Source organism: Paraglaciecola sp. 25GB23A (assembly GCF_040012495.1).
Lineage (GTDB): Bacteria > Pseudomonadota > Gammaproteobacteria > Enterobacterales > Alteromonadaceae > Paraglaciecola.
On sequence record NZ_JBDYKM010000001.1, the window covers coordinates 789,735 to 809,841 of the forward strand.

General features: G+C 41.0%; 14 protein-coding genes. 12 read left to right on the forward strand and 2 right to left on the reverse strand.

The features are described from left to right. The first annotated feature begins 50 nt into the window (after positions 1–50). A complete protein-coding gene (locus tag ABKW31_RS03495; RefSeq protein ID WP_348614807.1) occupies positions 51–1,499 on the forward strand; it encodes a diguanylate cyclase in 1,449 nt (482 codons plus the stop codon). A gap of 22 nt (positions 1,500–1,521) precedes the next feature. Here the strand turns inward: ABKW31_RS03495 and ABKW31_RS03500 are convergent, their stop codons facing one another. Both ABKW31_RS03500 and gap read right to left on the reverse strand, forming a co-directional pair. Further along, complete coding sequence (locus ABKW31_RS03500; protein WP_348614808.1) at positions 1,522–2,376, reverse strand: D-hexose-6-phosphate mutarotase; 855 nt, start codon at positions 2,374–2,376, stop codon at positions 1,522–1,524. A gap of 96 nt (positions 2,377–2,472) precedes the next feature. Continuing rightward, positions 2,473–3,468: a type I glyceraldehyde-3-phosphate dehydrogenase gene (gene gap, locus ABKW31_RS03505; RefSeq protein ID WP_348614809.1), complete on the reverse strand. Its 996-nt coding sequence runs from the start codon at positions 3,466–3,468 to the stop codon at positions 2,473–2,475. A 203-nt stretch (positions 3,469–3,671) separates the two neighbouring features. Here gap and malQ point away from each other — a divergent pair, with 203 nt between their 5' ends. The 11 genes from malQ to rluF all read left to right on the forward strand — a co-directional run bounded on the left by malQ (position 3,672) and on the right by rluF (position 20,012). Continuing rightward, positions 3,672–5,867 carry a 4-alpha-glucanotransferase gene (gene malQ, locus ABKW31_RS03510; RefSeq protein ID WP_348614810.1) on the forward strand — a complete coding sequence of 732 codons (2,196 nt, stop codon included), beginning with the start codon at positions 3,672–3,674 and terminating at the stop codon, positions 5,865–5,867. Positions 5,868–5,925: 58 nt separating this feature from the next. Then, a complete protein-coding gene (gene glgB, locus ABKW31_RS03515; RefSeq protein ID WP_348614811.1) occupies positions 5,926–8,118 on the forward strand; it encodes a 1,4-alpha-glucan branching protein GlgB in 2,193 nt (730 codons plus the stop codon). A 5-nt stretch (positions 8,119–8,123) separates the two neighbouring features. Beyond that, positions 8,124–10,202: a glycogen debranching protein GlgX gene (gene glgX, locus ABKW31_RS03520; RefSeq protein ID WP_348614812.1), complete on the forward strand. Its 2,079-nt coding sequence runs from the start codon at positions 8,124–8,126 to the stop codon at positions 10,200–10,202. A 148-nt stretch (positions 10,203–10,350) separates the two neighbouring features. Beyond that, complete coding sequence (msrB, locus tag ABKW31_RS03525) at positions 10,351–10,734, forward strand: peptide-methionine (R)-S-oxide reductase MsrB (RefSeq protein WP_348614813.1); 384 nt, start codon at positions 10,351–10,353, stop codon at positions 10,732–10,734. A 409-nt stretch (positions 10,735–11,143) separates the two neighbouring features. After that, positions 11,144–12,604, forward strand: a complete 1,461-nt coding sequence (locus ABKW31_RS03530; RefSeq protein ID WP_348614814.1) for a glyceraldehyde-3-phosphate dehydrogenase — start codon at positions 11,144–11,146, stop codon at positions 12,602–12,604. Between the two features lie 168 nt (positions 12,605–12,772). Further along, the gene (locus ABKW31_RS03535) at positions 12,773–13,900 is read left to right on the forward strand and encodes a M14-type cytosolic carboxypeptidase (protein ID WP_348614815.1); all 1,128 of its coding nucleotides are present in this window, start codon (positions 12,773–12,775) and stop codon (positions 13,898–13,900) included. Positions 13,901–13,966: 66 nt separating this feature from the next. After that, on the forward strand, positions 13,967–15,640 hold the full coding sequence (locus tag ABKW31_RS03540; RefSeq protein ID WP_348614816.1) for an AGCS family amino acid carrier protein: 1,674 nt from the start codon (positions 13,967–13,969) through the stop codon (positions 15,638–15,640). Positions 15,641–15,764: 124 nt separating this feature from the next. Continuing rightward, positions 15,765–16,091: a hypothetical protein gene (locus ABKW31_RS03545; RefSeq protein WP_348614817.1), complete on the forward strand. Its 327-nt coding sequence runs from the start codon at positions 15,765–15,767 to the stop codon at positions 16,089–16,091. Between the two features lie 13 nt (positions 16,092–16,104). Further along, positions 16,105–16,398, forward strand: coding sequence for a DUF1315 family protein (locus tag ABKW31_RS03550; protein ID WP_348614818.1), 294 nt, complete (start codon positions 16,105–16,107; stop codon positions 16,396–16,398). After that, positions 16,388–19,204 (forward strand): DUF349 domain-containing protein, encoded by a 2,817-nt coding sequence (locus tag ABKW31_RS03555; RefSeq protein ID WP_348614819.1) that lies wholly within the window; start codon positions 16,388–16,390, stop codon positions 19,202–19,204. The genes ABKW31_RS03550 and ABKW31_RS03555 overlap by 11 nt, the downstream gene beginning before the upstream one ends. A gap of 79 nt (positions 19,205–19,283) precedes the next feature. Further along, a complete protein-coding gene (rluF, locus tag ABKW31_RS03560; protein ID WP_348614820.1) occupies positions 19,284–20,012 on the forward strand; it encodes a 23S rRNA pseudouridine(2604) synthase RluF in 729 nt (242 codons plus the stop codon). The last annotated feature ends 95 nt before the right edge of the window (positions 20,013–20,107 follow it).

The following is a 20,107-nucleotide window of genomic DNA, read 5'->3' on the forward strand; positions in this document are numbered from 1 at the left end:
GAGTGGACCGGGCCAGCTTTAAAGTAAGGATACGTTGTATAAAACACAATATGTTTGTTTGGCTAACTCAGTTTATTTTATTTCGTCTGGCTTTTGGGATGGCATTGTTGTTGTCTACCGATTTGCTAGCCAGTAAGCAATTAGCACTCAACTCTCAAACCGCAGATTTCCCTGTCGTCAGCTACTGTGTAGACCCTGATTGGCTGCCTTATGAGGCAATTCGTAATAATCAACACGTTGGTATGTCATTTGATTACATGACTTATATTGGTGTCCTCGCAGAAATAAATTTTAGTTTGATCAAGACCGAATCATGGTCTGAAACATTAGATAAGCTTAAAAATGGCGAATGCCAAGTGGCCAGTATGTTGAACCGCAGTCCTGAGCGTGAAAAGTACTTGCTGTTTACACGGCCTTTTTTCGTGGGTGCAAACGTCTTAGTATCAAACGTCGATCAACCTTTTTTGCAAGGTTACGAAAATATTGGTGAGCAAGTATTAGGTACCGTTGCAAACTATCGACAAGCGGAATATATCAAAAATTATTATCCAAATATCAAACTAAAATTAGTCGATACAGAATTAGCAGGGCTTAAAAGCTTGGCCTCTGGCGATATTGATTTATTTGTGGGGTCGCTACTATCTATTAATGCGCAGATTCAAAAAAGTGGTTTTTCGAATTTACGCATAGCCGGCATTGCGGAACCCCAAGACATACTAGGTATGGGAGTTGCCAATGGCGACCAAGTACTTTTGAAAAAACTTGATACTGCGATCGCACAGTTGCCCGAATGGGTGCATGTCGATATTTACAAACAATGGAATAATGTCAGGGTTATCGATGAAATTGATCCCCGTTATATATTCGGCGGCATTGGAGTATTCATTTGTCTGATTATTATTGGGATTTGGTGGCAGTTAATTATACGTCGTTATAACGGCAAGCTGGTGGCTAAAAATAGTCAACTACAAGCTTTGCAAAATGAATTGGTGGAAAAAAATCGTCGCTTAGAATTTATGTCCATGCGCGACCCTCTGACATCTATGTTCAACCGTCATTTTATGCAGGATAGGGTGGAACAAGAGAAACAAGTGAGCTTACGCACAAATGTACCTTTGTGTTTAATCTTAATCGATATCGACTATTTTAAAGCAGTTAATGATCAACACGGTCATGTAGTAGGTGATTTAGTTTTACAAGAGATAGCGACTATTGTTTGCAGCACTATACGAGATATGGATGTTGCTGCACGATGGGGAGGCGAGGAATTTATTGTGCTGTGTCCAAATTCCAACTTGGATGATGCTATCAAGCTAGCAAATCGTTTAAAAGATGCTGTTAGCGGATTTGACTTCAATACCGTTGGACATTTGACTTGTAGTTTTGGTGTTGCCCAACATTATGCCAAAGAAAGTTTTGTGGAATGGTTTGATCGCGCAGACAAAGCGCTTTATACAGCCAAAGATACTGGCAGAAATACTATTATCGCTGCCAAGTAATTATCTTCTTCACTGCGACTAATTAAGCGATAACTTGCGTTAATACATGACGTTCATTGGGCATAACTACTTGCCCTTGAGTCACTGCCGTTTCAACACACACCATAGTAAGGTAACTGTCATCCTCCATATCCTGCATGGTTATGGATTTTTCTTGCCAAGGGTTCCAAACAACGAGACTGTCATGCCCTTGTGAATAAATATTGGTGACAATATTGTCATATTCAATATTGACGTTGTGGGGCTGGCATAAATGTACCCGATCTGTTTCTGCGCTGAATAAATAAGAAGAGGGGGTTTCAAAGGATTGCATACCGCGGGTTTTATCTAAATAAGTGCCACTTAAACCGTGCAATCGAATGTGCTTGATATTGTTAATATTAAAATAACTATGTAATGCGCATCGATAGGTAAAGCTGTCTGTACCAATGTTACTGGTTACCAATTGCATAGAGCATTTTTCACCGATATTAATAATTAGCTGTAATTGTGCTTCACCATCAAAGCCAATTCCTTGACTTGTGGTTGGGCTGAGTACTATTTCTGTCCCTTTTTCTTGCTCAACAGTATGCTCGATTTTCCATATTTGTGTGCGGACGTAACCATGACTTGGAAAATCCTTATTATTGGGATCTTGCTGTTTGGTAATATGCTCACCAAACCAAGGCCAGCATACAGGTACCCCTCCGCGAATAGCCTGCACACCATCGAACTTTGCCGCTTTGCTTAACCAAAGTCGTTCGCGTAAGTCATGTTTAGGTTTAAAACTCAGCATATGCCCACCAAATAAGGCAATTTGTGCTGTGGCAAAAGCATTATTAACTTCGAGTATTTGCACGTTCTCTCGAGTCAGAATAGAACAGGATGATGAAAGCAAAATGCGTCTCCTTAAAAGCAAAAAAAGCGACGTTCTGAATTAGAAGCGTCGCCTTTTTAGCATATTTAAACCGAGGATTTAATGCTACAACAAGATTTATTTACTGATATGAGCAACTAAATCGAGTACTTTATTTGAATAACCAATTTCATTGTCATACCAAGCAACAAGTTTGACAAAAGTATCTGTTAGGGCAATGCCGGCAGTTGCATCAAAAATAGACGTGCGTTTGTCACCAATAAAGTCTTGAGAGACCACCGCATCTTCGGTGTAACCCATAATACCCTTTAATTCGCCTTCTGAGGCCGCTTTCATGACCGCACAAATTTCGGCATAACTCGCTGGTTTTGCTAAGTTAACGGTTAAGTCAACCACAGAAACGTCTGCCGTTGGCACACGGAACGCCATTCCAGTTAGTTTGCCGTTAAGCTCGGGAATTACTTTGCCAACGGCTTTGGCTGCACCGGTTGAAGAAGGGATGATGTTTTGTGAGGCGCCCCGGCCTCCACGCCAATCTTTCGCTGAAGGTCCATCAACGGTCTTCTGAGTAGCAGTAGTCGCATGCACTGTCGTCATCAAACCATCGACGATTCCGAAGTTGTCGTGAAGTACTTTAGCTAAAGGCGCCAAACAGTTTGTCGTACAAGATGCATTAGACACAACATCCTGACCAGCATAACTCTGATGGTTTACACCCATAACAAACATAGGGGTACTGTCTTTTGACGGGGCTGAAAGAACGACTTTTTTGGCCCCAGCTTGAATATGTTTACGGGCAGATGCATCGTCTAAAAATAAGCCCGTTGCTTCTACTACTACCTCAGCAGCAATTGAATCCCAGGCTAAATTAGCGGGATCGCGCTCAGCAGTGCATCGTATGGTTTTACCATTGACTACTAAGTGGCCATTTTTTACTTCAACAGAACCATTAAACCGACCATGTGTTGAGTCATACTTCAACATGTAAGCCATATATTCAGCGTCTAATAAATCGTTGATACCAACAATTTCTATATCAGTGCGTTCACACGCTGCACGGAATACGAAGCGGCCAATCCGACCAAATCCATTAATGCCAACCTTTATTGTCATAATACACCCCTTTTGTACGCGTTAACTTGAAAGATAATTACAAAATTATGGACTATTTAGCCAAATAAGGCAAAATATTAACAAATAAATGTTATTTAATTACAGTTATGTTTCTGCAAACGTATTCAACTTCGGTTGTGCGTCTTTTTAGATGATAATAAATTGTTAATAAATAATGTCAGAATTACAGGAATTTTAAGTTAATGGCCTCATCGCTAATTGATCATCTAGTAGAATATCGCGGAATCGAGTCAAATTACACTGACGCATGGGGTAAGCCTGCCATTATCGATCCTCTTACTAAACAGAAGTTGTTGGGTGTTATGGGCTATGAAGTAGCTGATCCGACCAAACTTAAGTCTCAGGCAGACGACGATATCAATAAAGTATGGTTGAGTCCCCTTAACCCAGTGCAAGTATTGCGTGCCGGAGAGGCTATTCAACTATCTCTTAGGTTACCGATTGAGCTCGTCAACGACCAATATCTATTTACCATAACAACTGAGCAGGGAGAAACCCTTTGTCATTCGTTAACGCCAGTTGATGAACAGTTGATTAATATCGCTCACATTGACGATGTCGAATTCCAAGAGTACCTAATCCAAATCCCACTCGAATTACCATTGGGTTATCATCAACTTTCTTTAAGCATTGATGGTGATGAAATCGCAGCTATGCGCTTAATTATGGCACCAAAGTCTTGTTACAAACCTCAAACCATAATTGATGGGAATAAAGTCTGGGGCTTGAGCGTGCAACTCTATTGCTTACGCAGCGAGCAGAACTGGGGAATTGGTGATTTTTCTGATTTGTCTTATTTATTAGAAAAAGTAGCCAAGCAAGGTGCACATTTTGTTGGGTTAAACCCAATTCATGCACTTTATCCTGCCAATCCTGATGCTTGCAGTCCTTATGGCCCCTCGTCCCGTCGTTGGTTGAATTTTATTTATATTGATGTCACCGCGTTAGATGGTTATCAAGCAATTGAAACCCAGAATATTGTTAATTCAGAAAGTTTTAAACAAACATTAGCGGCTGCTCGTGCTCAGGAATTAGTGGATTATCCGGCTGTTACGGGTTTAAAGCTGCGAGCTCTAAGTACGGTATTTGATTATCAAAATAGTCAGTACCTGAGTAAAAACACCAAACTCAACAAAGCCTTCAAAGCGTTTATCGCAGAAGGTGGTGAAAGTTTGCAGACACTAGCAGTATATGATGCATTGCAAGAAGACCTCGCTGCGCAGGGAAAACCTGCATGGGGATGGCCGGTTTTTCCGGCAGAGTTTTCTGATTTTAAGCAGCCCGCAGTAGCTAAATTTACTAAGAAAAATGCCCATAGAGTTAAGTTCTTTCTATGGCTCCAATGGCAAGCCGCGCAGCAATTAGCGGCGGCTAATGAGGTCGCTGTAGCAAATAAGATGTGCATTGGATTATATCGTGACTTAGCGGTTGGAGTCAGTGAGGGTAGTGCAGAGATTTGGGGCAATAAAGACTTGTATTGTACCAGTGCGAGTGTCGGTGCTCCACCTGATATTTTGGGGCCGCTCGGTCAAAATTGGGGCCTCCCTCCAATGGATCCTGAGAAGTTATATCAACAGCAGTACCAACCGATTATTGATTTATTCAGCTCTAATATGAAAGCGACCGGGGCCTTGCGCATAGACCATGTTATGGCTTTATTGAGGTTATGGTGGGTGGTAAAAGGTGATTCTGCGAAACAAGGCGGTTACGTTTATTACCCTGTTGATGATCTACTCGCGATCTTAGCCTTAGAAAGTCATAAAAATCAAAGTCTGGTTATTGGCGAAGATTTAGGTACAGTACCAGAAGAAATTCGTGACAAATTAGCTGATAACGGTGTTTATTCTTATCGAGTGTTCTTTTTTGAACAAGCGAAAGACGGTGGTTTTTATTCACCCGCACATTACCCCACTCAGTCAATGTCAACGCTGACAACTCACGATATGCCGACGTTGACCGGCTATTGGCATTGTTATGATTTAGAATTAGGTAAAGAATTAGGGCTTTACCCTACGGAAGAAATTTTACAGGCGCTTTTTATTAGCCGTCATTCTAACAAACAGGCTATATTAGATACCTTGCATTCGCATAATTCTGTTGGTGACGAAGTAGGTTACGACGTTAATTATGTGGGAATGAGCCAACAACTAAACTTTGGCATGCAAAAGCATATGGCGAGTGGCTCAAGCGAATTACTGAGTTTGCAATTAGAAGATTGGTTGCAGATGGATAAGCCCGTTAATATTCCTGGTACTTTTAAGGAATATCCAAACTGGCAACGTAAATTGACTCGAAATCTACAGGGTATCTTTGATGATCCGATGCTTAATGAGCTAGCTTTCAGTCTGACCGAGGCAAGAAAAAACGCCTCAACATAATGCGATAATTAATAGCGGTTCGACCAGAGTGGCGAACCGCCCTTATTAAGGCGGTAAAATGCAGCTAGAACAACAGTTACAATATGCAAAGTGTACTTCTCCTTTTAATCACCTCGGTCCCAGCTACGATTCAGCTTCTTCAATCTTCACTATTACTGCTTGGGTACCTAACGCACTATCAATAAGTGCGTTTGATTTAACAACGGGTCAAGAAATTGGCAAACTGACTAGGATGAAGAAAACCAGTTTGTTTTCTGGTGATTTTAAGCTTAATAAAGCGCCTCAAGCCTATAGTCTTAGGATAACTAATGCCGAGACAAACTACGAGATTGTTGACCCCTATCAATTTAAAGAACAGGCATTCCATGCAGTGCATTTTGTCGACCATGCGGCGCAAAATGTTTATCGCCAATTAGGTGCTCAATTAGTTAGTTTGGATGTGGGCCTGAAAAAATCAATTGATGCCACCCGCTTTGCTGTCTTTGCACCTAACGCCAGTGCTGTTTCGTTAATTGGTGATTTTAATCTTTGGGATGGCAGCTGTTTACCAATGCAAAAAACCGACTTTGGTTATTGGGTGCTCGTCGTTCCTGGAATAAGTGTTGGTGCAAAATACAAGTATCAAATAAAAGATGCTGCGGGTAATAGTTTACCGCACAAGGCAGATCCTGTTGGCTTTTCTGCGGAGCAATACCCCTCTCATACGTCAGTGGTTTATGATCACAATACCTACCAATGGCAAGATAAAAGTTGGTTAAAGCAAGCGCAGAAAGATAAATATCGTAATCCCATGAGTATTTACGAAGTTCACCTCGGCTCGTGGAAACGGCCCGAACGTGATTCAGCTTCAACATATTTAAGCTATCGTGAGCTGGTTGAACAACTCATTCCTTACGTCAAAGATATGGGTTACACCCATATAGAATTAATGCCGATATCAGAATTTCCTTTTGATGGCTCTTGGGGGTACCAGCCTGTTGGACTCTTTTCACCGACTAGTCGCTTTGGTTCACCCGATGACTTTAAATATTTTGTTGATCAATGCCATCAAAATGGCATTGGCGTTATCATCGATTGGGTACCTGCCCACTTCCCAGAAGATGGTCATGGATTAGCTCGGTTCGACGGTACTCATGTTTATGAATATGAAGATCCGCGTAAAGGTTGGCATCCCGATTGGAATTCATGTATCTACGATTTTGGCAAAGACACGGTTCGTCAATTCTTAGTGGCGAATGCCCTATATTGGGTCGACAAATTTCATATTGATGGTTTACGCGTCGATGCCGTCGCTTCTATGTTGTACCTTGACTATTCTCGCGAAGATGGCGATTGGATCCCAAATGTTGATGGGGGCAACCACAACTATGAGGCAATTAGTTTGCTGCAATGGATGAATCGAGAGGTATATGAGAAATTTCCTCATGCTATGACAATCGCTGAAGAGTCCACTTCATTTCCAAAAGTGTCGCGCCCTTTATTTGATGGTGGTCTTGGTTTTGGTTTTAAATGGAATATGGGCTGGATGCATGATTCTTTGCATTACATTTCCAAAGATCCCGGTTATCGGCGCTATCACCATAATGAAATAACCTTCAGTATGGTTTATGCCTTTGACGAAAATTTTGTCTTACCGATCTCTCATGATGAAGTGGTGCATGGCAAGGGCTCTTTGCTGCGTAAAATGCCTGGTGACGAATGGCAACAAGCAGCAAATTTACGTGCTTACGCAGGGTTTATGTACGGACATCCTGGTAAAAAACTCAACTTTATGGGCAATGAAATTGCGCAAGCCAGCGAATGGAATCATGACAGTTCGGTGAATTGGCATTTACTAGAATTTGACAAACATAAAGGGATTCAAAGTCTATATCGAGACTTGAATGGCTTGTATGCAAAATATCCAGCTCTTTATGAGCTTGATCATGATCATCAAGGCTTCGAGTGGATTGATCATGGCAATGCAGAGCAAAGCATATTGTCTTTTTTACGTAAATCAGACGGACAAAAACAAAAAATTTATTGTATAACCAACTTTACTCCAATACCCCATGACCACTTTTTGATAGGGGTACAAGACGAGGGTAGTTATCAATTGTTGCTTAATACCGATGATAAAAAGTATTGGGGTAGTAGTTACAAAGTGGTAAAGAAAATGACGGCTAAAGCGAATCCTTGGAATAATCAACCAGCTTCAATTAGCGTCAACCTGCCTCCTTTGGCCAGTTTGTTTATTATTTATAAAGGTTAGTAGCAATGGATGATAAGTCGTTTATCGTATCAGAAGGCGCGGCTCATCCTCTTGGCGCAACGTTAACCGGTGATGGCTGTAATTTTGCCGTACATTGCCCTAATGCAACCCAAGTGCAGCTCTGTCTATTTAATAAAGATACCGAAGAGCAGATGGCTGTCATTCTTCTACCTGCTAAAACCGGTAAGGTCTGGCACGGATTTATTGAAGGGGTGGTTGAAGGACAACTCTATGGTTTTCGAACCTGTGGTGAAAATAATGCGCAACTGGGTTTGCAATTTGATTCGCAAAAATTATTAATTGACCCTTATGTTAAAGCCTTAAATCGTCCACTTGTGTGGAATGCTCAGCAGTATGTTGGTGATAGTCAATTCATGATTTCAAAGGGAATTGTATTGAAACCATCAGAATCTCGGGGCAGGGTCCTTAAACCAGTTATTCCCTTGGATCAAACCATCCTTTACGAGGCTCATGTAAAAGGTATTACGCAACTTCATCCGGATGTGCCGGATGAACATCGAGGCAAATTTTTAGGCCTCGCACATCCAGCTATTATTGCTCACTTGAAATCTTTGGGCATCACTAGTGTGCAGTTAATGCCCGTTATGGCATTTATGCCAGAGCGCTATATTACTGAAAAAGGTATGACTAATTATTGGGGATATAATCCTATCAATTATTTCAGCCCTGAGCCCCGTTACGTCGTGAAAGACGCGGTTAGTGAATTTAGAACTATGGTCGATGCTCTGCATAGTGCGGGATTGGAGGTGATCTTAGACGTAGTGTATAACCATACTGCAGAAGGGGGAATTGACGGCCCCACTTTAGCGTTCAAAGGTCTAGATAATGCCTCCTTCTATTTATTTGAACACAATGAATATGGCACAGTCGATTATCGCAAATATGTCAATAATTCTGGTTGTGGCAACAGTGTTAATACCGCCTTCCCTTATGTGCTTAAATTAGTCATGGACTCACTCCGTTACTGGGTGCAAGAAATGGGGGTAGATGGGTTTCGCTTCGATTTAGCTGCCAGTCTAGGCCGCGACCCCTATGAGTTTTCAAGTTTGTCTGGCTTTTTTAGGGCACTTAGACAAGACCCCGTATTGTTGAACACCAAACTAATAGCTGAACCTTGGGATATTGGCTCTGGCGGTTATCGTTTGGGGCAATTTCCGTCTAATTGGTTAGAGTGCAACGATAAATATCGTGACACAGTCAGAGCTTTTTGGCGCGGCGATAAGGGCCATACTAGTGATTTTGCTACTCGTTTACTGGGCTCGCGAGATATTTTTCCTAAAGAAAGTCGCACTATTCATTCTTCGGTCAACATGGTGTCTTATCATGATGGCTTCACCCTGCAAGATTTAGTCAGTTACAACGAGCGGCATAATGAAGCCAATGGCGAGCAAAATCGCGATGGCCATGGTCATAATTTGTCGGCTAATAATGGTATTGAAGGTGCTACAAGTGATACACAAATTAAAGCCCTACGAGAACGTCAAAAACGCAATTTATTTGCAACCTTAATGTTTTCTCAAGGTATTCCTCATGTATTGGGTGGTGATGAATTGAGTCGTACGCAATTGGGCAATAACAATGCCTATTGTCAAGATAATGAAATTAACTGGTACGATTGGTCTCAAACTGAAAGTCGTCAAGATTTTTTAGACTTTTGTCGTCAAGTTATCGCCATTCGCCGTCAAAGTGAATTACTTAACCATCTCAATTTAGAAGATGATAATTACACCTTAGGCCATAATGTCGATAAAATTAATTGGTATCGCCCAGACGGTGAAACAAAGCTAGTCGATGATTGGCATGATCATAACAACCAAGCATTTGCTGTTGAACTCAAAGGTGTTGTTTCTGCGGATTGTGCAACGTCGGCAGAGCATTGGTTGTTGATATTTAATGCCACTGATCATGATGTGCGGTTTCATGTTCCCACTCTTAAACGGGATCAGACTTGGCAAGTCAGTATTGATACTCGATACCCTAAACTTGAGCAGCAACCAGAGGTCGCAATAAGTCTTGTGTACATGCAGGCATTCAAAAGTATTTGTCTATTGAAGGCGGTTTAATCTCAGGCGAGCCCCACTCCACTATAATAAATTAAGTTACCTTAGCTTATGTTATTACTTGACTCAATTAAGTGCACAGTAATATAACTACTACATCCATATGGATACCTTATTTAAGTATAGTAACAACGGTAGTTGGAGTGGAATTGTGAAGTTAACTGAATCGCAGTGGCGGGCAAGGTTAAGTGCTGAAGAGTTTAAAGTGTGTCGTGAAAAAGGCACTGAGCGGCCATTTACCGGACAATTACTCGACAATAAAGCGATTGGTGATTACGTATGTACTGGTTGTGGACAAAAATTGTTTGATTCTAGCCAAAAGTTTGACTCAGGGTGTGGTTGGCCTTCTTTTTCTAGCCAGAGCTCAGAGTCAAATGTCGCATATCATCCTGATAATAGTTTGGGTATGCAGCGTATCGAAATATTATGTCGGCACTGTGATACACATTTGGGGCACGTTTTTGACGATGGACCAGCGCCCACTGGAAAGCGTTATTGTGTCAATTCGGTAGCGCTAAAATTCATTGCTCAATAAGAACCGAGTTGGTTAAAAAACGCTCTATTTTTGGGCGTTCTTTTATTTAATTACATAAATTTAGAAAAAACTAAAGAAAGTAAATTTCATTTGGTCTAGCCGAACAAGACAGTTACTGTGCTCAAAGTCGCTAAATAAGCCTATTTTAGGGTGATTTTAGTTGTTAACTGACCTTTCCTAACAAACTGATTATTAAACTGTAGAAATATTACTGATTAATTACCTTGGAATGATAATTTTAAGGTGTTTTAGTAATTAAATGTCAATTTGGCTATTAGCTGTCCTTTCATTAGAATGTCGCCGTTTTGAGCACAGCACCGCTGTAACCCCCTAATCTTAATTGAAGTTCTGCCCGTTGTTTAAGCCAGAATATTCAATTTGTACTCACTGTAGGTAGTCACTTTTAATTATGAATCAGCAATTAGAACAGGAATTATTAAGCAGTTGGCAAGAAAGGCAGGAATATGCCGAGCAAATGCAACCTTTACTCGGTAAGTTATATCGCAACCAGGCCATTGAAATTTCAGTTTATGGGCGTCCAATGCTCGGTGCAAGTGCCATTGATATCATCAAGGCGCATCGCTCAGTTAGGCTAAAAGAAACCAATAAGTTGAGACTGCGCGAAAGTTGGCCTTTGCTAGAAGCAATGAGTCATATGGCATTAGCTCCCGCACATATTGACCTGGGTAAGCTTGCTTATGCTTACCACTATGAAGCCAAATATGCAGACTTGTCGGTAGAGCAATATTTACAGCAGCAGCTAAGTGAGATTGTCGGCGTACATGATGCACAAGACCCACAAGATGTCGTTTTATATGGCTTCGGACGAATAGGTCGGATTTTAGCCAGACTGCTAATTGAACGCCAAGGTAAAAACAATAAATTACGTTTAAAAGCTATTGTTGTGCGGGGGGGCAAAGAGGGTGATCTAGAAAAACGTGCCAGTTTACTCAGGCGTGATTCGGTGCATGGGCCATTCAATGGCAGCATCACTATTGATACAGAAAAGAATGCCATTAAAGCGAATGGGTCTTACATTCAAGTTATCTATGCCAATTCTCCACAAGAAGTAGATTATCAACAATACGGCATCGATAATGCCATAGTGATAGATAATACTGGCATCTGGCGGGACGAAGAGGGCTTGAATCAGCATTTATTGTCTAAAGGCGTAAGTAAAGTGCTGTTGACTGCTCCCGGTAAAGGGGCTATTAAAAACATTGTTTATGGCGTTAATCATCAAGATGTAGTGCCTCAAGACCGCATTTTATCTGCTGCTAGTTGCACCACTAACGCTATTACGCCAGTTCTTAAGGCATTAGATGAACGTTTTGGAATTCAAAGTGGCCACGTAGAAACGGTTCATTCTTTTACTAACGATCAAAATCTAATTGATAACTTCCACAAGGGTGACCGTCGTGGGCGCAGTGCAGCATTAAACATGGTCATCACTGAAACCGGCGCTGCTACTGCCGTGGCAAAGGCATATCCGCAGTTAAAAGGGAAATTAACCGGTAGCTCGATTCGTGTACCAACACCCAATGTCTCTCTTGCTATCTTGAATCTACATTTGAATAAAAGTACCAACAGAGATGAGTTAAATAACTACTTGCGCGACGTGTCACTGTTTTCTGACTTGCAGCATCAAGTCAACTACACGGCCTCAAGTGAAATAGTTTCCACGGATCTCGTTGGTACCAGAGCACCAGCCGTAGTGGATTCAAAGGCGACTATTGTGGTTGACCAAAGAGCCACTGTGTATGTTTGGTACGATAATGAATTTGGTTATAGTTGCCAAGTGATGAAAGTATTAGAAAAAATGTCTGGCTTAACCTCACCAACCTTGCCTCACGCAACGGTCAAAGTGTAAATTACAGCATTAGGTCTGCTGAAGCAGGTGCAGGGCGTTTATTTTATGAACATTTTAGTGGAGAAAAACCTATTTTTTCCACTTTTTACTCTCCTGTTCCAGCAGTTATAACCTTTTTTCTGGAAGCTGTGTTAGATTACTGCGGTCGAATTTTTAAGAGAATGTACCGTGAGAATAAGTAGCAATTTTGATAGTGGAAATATTGAGGTCATTAGTGCCTCTTTGCCCGATGATATTAAACTAAGTATCAAAAAAGATAATCAATCAGATTTTTATCAATGGTTCCATTTTAAACTTGAAAGTCGTGCTTTTTTGTCTCATCGCCTAACTATTACTAATTTAAAAAGCTCTGCTTATCCTGATGGTTGGAAAAACTATCAAGCAGTGGCTTCATACGATCGCCAAGAATGGTTTAGAGTCGATACTGAATTTGATGGTGAAAACTTGATCATTCAGCATACGCCAGAGTATGACCACATCTATTTTGCTTACTTTGCCCCATATAGCTACGAGCGTCATTTAGATTTACTCGCCTATGCTCAACAATCATCGCTTTGTCAGCAGCAATTTTTAGGTGAAACCCTAGATGGCCGTGACATGTCTTTATTAGTTATTGGAGAGCCTGAAGAGGGCAAAAAAATAATATGGGTAACGGCTCGCCAACACCCTGGTGAGACGATGGCCGAGTGGTTTATTGAAGGATTTCTAGAACGCCTGTTGGACGAAAATGACGGCGTAGCTCGTCAATTGTTAAATAAAGCGGTTTTTTATGTGGTCCCAAATATGAATCCTGATGGTTCAGTTCGAGGCCATTTACGCACAAATGCACATGGCGTAAACCTCAATCGAGAATGGGCAAATCCCAGTTTGGCATCAAGCCCTGAAGTATTTTATGTTAAACAAAAAATGCTAGAAACGGGAGTTGATTTGTTTTTGGATGCTCACGGTGATGAGGCTTTACCTTATAATTTTGTTGCTGGTTGTGAAGGTAATCCTGGCTACTCTCCTCGAATTAAAGATTTAGAAGATAGCTTTAAGCAGCATTTTCTTCTCGCTACACCTGAATTTCAAGATATCTTTGGTTACCCTAAAGATAAACCGGGCGAAGCGAATCCCACCGTCGCCACACATGCAGTAGGTCAACAGTTTGATTGTTTAGCCTTTACCTTAGAAATGCCTTTTAAAGACAATATAGATTTACCCGATTCAGCTTACGGCTGGTCTCCTGTGCGCTGTAAACAGTTAGGTGAAGATGTAATGATTGCTATGCGTGCTGTAGTTGATATGCTGCGTTAAGATTGATAAAACCGTTAATATAAAAATAAAATAAACTGACTAAAATAATAAATAAAGGGGAAAGCAGTGGAAATATTTCATAATTTTTTAAAGTCACTTGACGGCATGTTGGGGGGAGCCTTTTGGTTTCCCTACGTGCTTTTAGGTACCGGTTTATTCTTTACTATTTATTTGAAATTTCCTCAAGTTAGATATTTCAAACATGCTTGGAAAGTGGTGTTGGGGAAATATGACAAGGCAGATGCGCCTGGCGATACTTCGCACTTTAGGGCGTTGACCACAGCGCTGTCGGGTACCGTTGGTACCGGAAATATTGGTGGTGTTGCTTTTGCTATATTTTTAGGCGGTCCAGCCGCTCTTTTTTGGATGTGGGCGACTGCATTTTTTGGTATGACCACCAAGTTTGTCGAAGTGACGTTATCGCATAAGTATCGAGATAAAACCCCAGACGGCACGATGGCTGGGGGGCCGATGTATTATATGGACAAACGTCTCAACATGAAGTGGTTAGCCGTAGCGTTCGCTGTTGCAACTGTTATCAGTTCATTTGGCACAGGTAATCTGCCGCAAAGTAATGGTATCGCTACCAGTATAGAGGCGACTTTTGGTTTTGACCCACTCATTGTTGGTAGTGTATTAGGGGTTCTATTGGCCCTGGTTATCTTAGGTGGTATTACCCGGATTGCTGCTGTTACATCAAAAATAGTTCCCTTGATGGCACTTATTTACTTAGTCGGTGCCGTATCGGTTATTTTCGCTAATTTAGAAAATGTCGGTCCTGCTTTTGTTTCTGTTTTATCCGATGTATTTACTGGCTCTGCTGCAACTGGCGGATTTCTTGGTGCAACGATTGCCTATGCGTTTAATCGCGGAGTAAATAGAGGTTTGTTCTCGAATGAAGCTGGCCAAGGTTCCGCGCCTATTGCTCACGCGGCTGCTAAGACTGACGAGCCTGTAGCTGAAGGTATGGTTTCAATTTTAGAGCCCTTTATTGATACCATCATTATTTGTACTTTAACTGGTTTAGTTATCCTTTCTTCAGGCGTTTGGAAAGAGAAACATTTAAATACTTTTGATCGCTCAGATATGGATATTGTTGCTGGTGCCTATGTTGAATCAAGTGATAGTGACAAAAAACAACTTTATGGTTATTTGAATGGATTGGATGGAAATAGCGTCGAAGAATACGATGGTGAAATTCAAGTCGTTAATGGCAAGCCAGTCAGTGGTGGATTTACCATTATTAATGCTCGTTCGTTAGCGGAAGAAGTTACCTTTACTGTGGGGGATCCTGAAGATACCTTCACTGGTACCCTAAAGGTGGTTGATGGACAATTGCTCAAAGACAATATAAACGTGACGGGTTACTCTTTAATTCACTCCGCCAGCTTAACCGCCGTGGCGTTTACTCGCGGGTTCTTTGGGGAATCAGGTAAATATATTGTATCAATTGGTTTGTTGTTATTCGCTTTTTCAACCGCGATTGCATGGTCATATTATGGCGATAGAGCCATGACATATCTGTTTGGACCTCGTTCAGTTATGCCATATCGAGTCGTCTATGTGGCTGGCTTTATATGGGCTGCCGTGTCTGATACCACATTAGTGTGGACCTTATCAGCGGTCGCGATAGTAGTTATGACCCTGCCAAATTTATTTGGTATTATTTTACTAAGAAAAGAAATGAAAGAATCTGTCGCGACTTATTGGACACGATTTAACAAGGATCATAAATCTTAATTGTTTTTAGATCTGTAAGCGCGGCATATCGCTGCGCTTTTTTTATGGCAGGTTCGTAGAGTAAAAGGTACAGTAAAAAGTTACGTTTTGCAGTGGCTTTATAGTTAGCAGTTTGGAGTAGAACATGGCATTAATTGATTGTCCTTCGTGTGGCAAAAAAATATCGGATAAAGCACAAAGCTGTCAGCATTGTGAATTTGCAATTAGTCAGGCAAGCCCCGAAGATCTTGCACGTAAAAATTCCTTAAAAAAATACCTGCAACGCCAAGGGATACAGAACCAATCAATGTTGGCGATGTTATTGTTTGTTGGAGGATTTGGCTTTATGTATTGGGGTGGCGTGACTCAGGAAGACCTTCAATTCAAACTGGCTTTTGCCGTAGCGGTTATTGGTTTTGTTTGGTACATAGTTAATCGAGTACGCCTAGTATTTTTAAAAAAATCAGATTAAACGGTAACTGTAAATGAATGTTGAATTACTGCTGCAAAATATGTCAGAAAGCGTTTATGAAAAATTGCGAGGTTCAGTAGAAACTGGTAAGTGGTTAGACGGCTCTCCCCTGACAGAACAACAAAAGGAGACTTGTATCCAAGCAGTCATGTTATACCAGTCTAAGGTACTTAAATCTGACCAACATATGACCATTGGCGAAGACGGCCAAATTGTGCATAAAAGCAGAGAAAAATTAAAACAAGAATTCGCCCAACAATCTTTCGATAATCAAACTATAGCGCGGTTTAAACAGGATGATATTTAATCGTTTTTTTCGTTCCAAACATCTAGACCCTAATCCCCATGTGCGAATCAAAGCCATTGAGAAGTTAAACAAAGAACTTGCCAATGAAAAAACGGTTTTGCATGAACTGGCGTTTAATGATCCCGACGCAGCAGTCAGTTTGGCTGCTTTACAAAAATTAGATAGTTTTACCTTGTGGTATAAAATGTCTGAAATTAGTAAAGACGAAAGGGTGCTTAAAAAATCGCAACAAATTGTCGAGCAAATGCTTTTTGAAGAAAGTAATTCGGCCTTGAGTGAAAAAGACAAAAGCAGTTTCATTCGTCAGTGTAGTGACAACAAGTTAATAGAGAAATCAGTTTTTTTACCTTGGGTTCAGGCTGATACCAACCTTATTCAAGCATTATTGGCAAAGGTTGCTAAACCTCTATTAGTTGAAAAAGTATTGTTAGAAACCAATAACATTGCATTACAGAGTGCTTTGTTAAATAAGTTCAAAGATGAAGCCAGTAGTCGAAAACTGTTAAATAAATTGCTTAAAAAAAGTGATTCCGAACAGATAAAACAACAAGCTAGAGACTTACTACTAAATTGGGATAAACAACAGCAATTACCTATCAGTGTTGAAAAAGACACTAAAATGTTGTTGTCTCGCTTATTAGCGTTAAAAGAGTGTGCTGACCTTACTGTCATTCATGAGCAGCAAGGACTATTAAGTAAACAATATGCTGAATTATCTACCCAGTTTTTATGTCTACCCGAACTTAAAAGGCAAGAGTTTGAGCAAAAGTGGCTCGAATTAAATCAACGTCTACAGAAATCAATAGACATTCTAAGCCCTCAATGGCAAGAACAAAAAGCACAGCAACAACTTAAGCAAGCTGTTGCTGAGCTACAAGGTGAAAGTACTAAAGTATTGGACGCTGCTAATGCCATTTTGGCTGAGCGTATGGTGGAACTCACCAATACAGAAGTTGAATTTCAAGGTGAACAATTAAATCAGCTTTACGACAAGGTAAAGTCACTGCTGCAAAGCATGGGGCCTGATAAAACTGCCGATAGAAGCTCATTAGAGTCTATCAATGGAAGAATTATTCAATGCCAAGAGAATTTAGCTAATCTGCCTGAATTTATGCTGTGCTTAAGTCAAAGCAAGGAATTAATTGAGGAATTTTCAGCTCTAAGTTTACCTAATGATATTAGCCAGATCGATGCAGCCGAACAACATTTGCGTGAAGTCAAACAGCAGTGGCGCGCAATAACACAGCGCTTCAGTAAAAACTTGCCTGCGGATTTAGTTGAACAATGGCAAACAGCGACTTCAGCATGGCAAGTAGTTGTTAAAAAGTTGTCTGAACAAGTTAATCAAGAAGTGGCTCGCTGCCGGAATAAGTACAGAGCAATCGAAGGATTAATTAGTCAAGGTCGGTTTCGCCCAGCTATAGATGTATACAACAAAGTCTCTGTTTGGTATCAAAAATTACCAGAAAATCAACAGGCCAAGTTAAATAAGTTACATACTCAAATTAAACAACAAATTGAGGACTTAAAAGATTTACAAGAATATATAGCAACCCCAAGAAAACCGGCATTATTGAAAGACGCGGAATATCTGGTGAGTAATCCTCTGGATGTTGAACAACAGGCAAAAGCGGTCAAGGTACTGCGCCAACAGTGGAATAGTTTGGGCGTGATTGATTCAGAATCAGACACTGCACTTAATCAAGTTTTTGATGAAACCATAGAGCGTGCTTTTGCCCCTTGTCGGGCCCATTATGAGCAACAACAGACTGAAAGAGCAAAGAATTTACAAATTAAAACCGATGTTTTGACTCAGTTAGAGCAATTGAACAACACTGTTGGAGACCATGGGCAAATTTCAAAGAAATTAGCTGCGTTACAGCAACAATGGCGAGCAGTCGGTGAAGTTGAGTTTTCGCTACGAAATAGTCTTTATGAGCAGTTTCAGGAGGCCGTTAAACCTTTAAAAGTTAAGGTGTCTGATTTTTATAAAGATAATGCTGAACAAAAAGAACGTTTAATTAACAAAGCTAAAAAGCAACTTGAAGCGGACTCTATTGATGAAGCGATTAATCAAATTAAGGCTTTGCAAGTAGAATGGAAAGTGATTGCCCACGCAGGTAAAAAAGCCGAAGCGGAATTGTGGCCAGCCTTTAGAAGAGTGTGTGATAGCGTATTTGCCAAGCGCAATGAGTTGGTAGAACAACAAACACAGGCACAAACGCAACAAATAGCTAATGTTCAACAACAGCTTACGATTCTGCAAGATACAGTTACAAAAGCGACGAATAAAGCTGAATTTGAACAGGCAAGTGAACTCAAATCGGCGATTGTTGAGCAATTGTCGGTATTACAGCATAAAGAGCGTTCAGCCTTTGAGCGAAAACTTGAAGCCCTAGAAAAGCAAGTAGAGCAAGGTATTGCGCAACTTGCTGTAATGCAAACACATCGCCAGTACATGCTTATTTTTAAAGTATTGGAACAATGGCAACAATTAGACACACTGCCAACTAGTTGTGCTGATTTACCTAACAACTGGCAACAGGTTTTCAGTAGCCAAGCAAAAATGAGTAGCAAAAGCCGCCAAGAATTGACGGTAATGCTCGAAATTGTAAAAGAACAGCCGTCACCACCCGCAGACGCTACTATTCGCCAAAAAGTACAAATGCAGTTGATGGCACAAAAGTTACAGGATGGTACTCACGCTGAGGCAGATGACTTGTTGCAACAATGGATTAACTTTGGGCCGGTAAAGGCACAGGAGCAACCATTACTTAAACGAATTGAAAGCTTGTTTACCCAATAGCAAAAGTGGGGATGCAGACAGTGCTATGGCAACAAGGTAGGCGGCCTAGTTTTTTGACTTTTCAACTTTAGTGAACACAATGATAGCAATACGGCTGAACAAATTTATTAGCGATTCTGGCTTCTGCTCGCGGCGTGAAGCGGATAAGTTGATAGAAGCGAGACAAGTAACAATAAATGGTAGTTGCCCTGAATTAGGCACCAAAGTGCTTGTGGGAGACGAAGTAAGAGTTAATGGAACCCTTGTGTCGGCCAGTGCGAGTAATAAGTCAGATCGGGTCTATATCGCTTATAATAAGCCAGTCGGTATTACCTGTACAACCGAGCGGCATGTGCAGGGTAATATCATTGATGCGATTGGCCACAAGGAGAGGATATTTCCAATTGGTCGATTAGATAAGCCTTCGGAAGGTTTGATTTTTCTGACCAGCGACGGCGACATCGTTAATAAGATCCTACGGGCCGAAAACTCTCATGATAAAGAGTATATTGTGACGGTAAATCGTCCTTTGACCGAGGCTTTCATTCAGAAAATGGCGGGCGGTATACCAATTCTAAATACAGTAACCAAACCCTGTAAGGTTACTATGCAAAGCAAGATGGTTTTTAACATCGTTCTAACCCAAGGCTTAAATAGGCAGATCCGCCGTATGTGCGAGTATCTTGGTTATGAAGTGGTGAAATTAAAACGCACTCGTATTATGTCGGTCAGACTGGCAGGCCTTAAATCAGGACAGTGGCGCGATTTGAGTAAAGTTGAAATCGAAGCCTTAAATCTTGCAGTGCTAGACTCCTCAAAAACCGCCTAAGGGCTTCCTTTCTTTCGTATGACTCTTTGCCATAATGATTGCGCACTCTTAGCATGTGCCTTGATTGTCGTTGCATTACAAGCCACTGCTAAAAG

Bases quoted from the DNA above. Each gene is read 5' to 3' on its own strand.
- ABKW31_RS03495 (WP_348614807.1), top strand. From the start codon at position 51: ATGTTTGTTTGGCTAACTCAGTTTATTTTATTTCGTCTGGCTTTTGGG.
- gap (WP_348614809.1), bottom strand. From the start codon at position 3,468: ATGACAATAAAGGTTGGCATTAATGGATTTGGTCGGATTGGCCGCTTC.
- malQ (WP_348614810.1), top strand. From the start codon at position 3,672: ATGGCCTCATCGCTAATTGATCATCTAGTAGAATATCGCGGAATCGAG.
- glgB (WP_348614811.1), top strand. From the start codon at position 5,926: ATGCAGCTAGAACAACAGTTACAATATGCAAAGTGTACTTCTCCTTTT.
- glgX (WP_348614812.1), top strand. From the start codon at position 8,124: ATGGATGATAAGTCGTTTATCGTATCAGAAGGCGCGGCTCATCCTCTT.
- ABKW31_RS03530 (WP_348614814.1), top strand. From the start codon at position 11,144: ATGAATCAGCAATTAGAACAGGAATTATTAAGCAGTTGGCAAGAAAGG.
- ABKW31_RS03545 (WP_348614817.1), top strand. From the start codon at position 15,765: ATGGCATTAATTGATTGTCCTTCGTGTGGCAAAAAAATATCGGATAAA.
- ABKW31_RS03550 (WP_348614818.1), top strand. From the start codon at position 16,105: ATGAATGTTGAATTACTGCTGCAAAATATGTCAGAAAGCGTTTATGAA.
- ABKW31_RS03555 (WP_348614819.1), top strand. From the start codon at position 16,388: ATGATATTTAATCGTTTTTTTCGTTCCAAACATCTAGACCCTAATCCC.
- rluF (WP_348614820.1), top strand. From the start codon at position 19,284: ATGATAGCAATACGGCTGAACAAATTTATTAGCGATTCTGGCTTCTGC.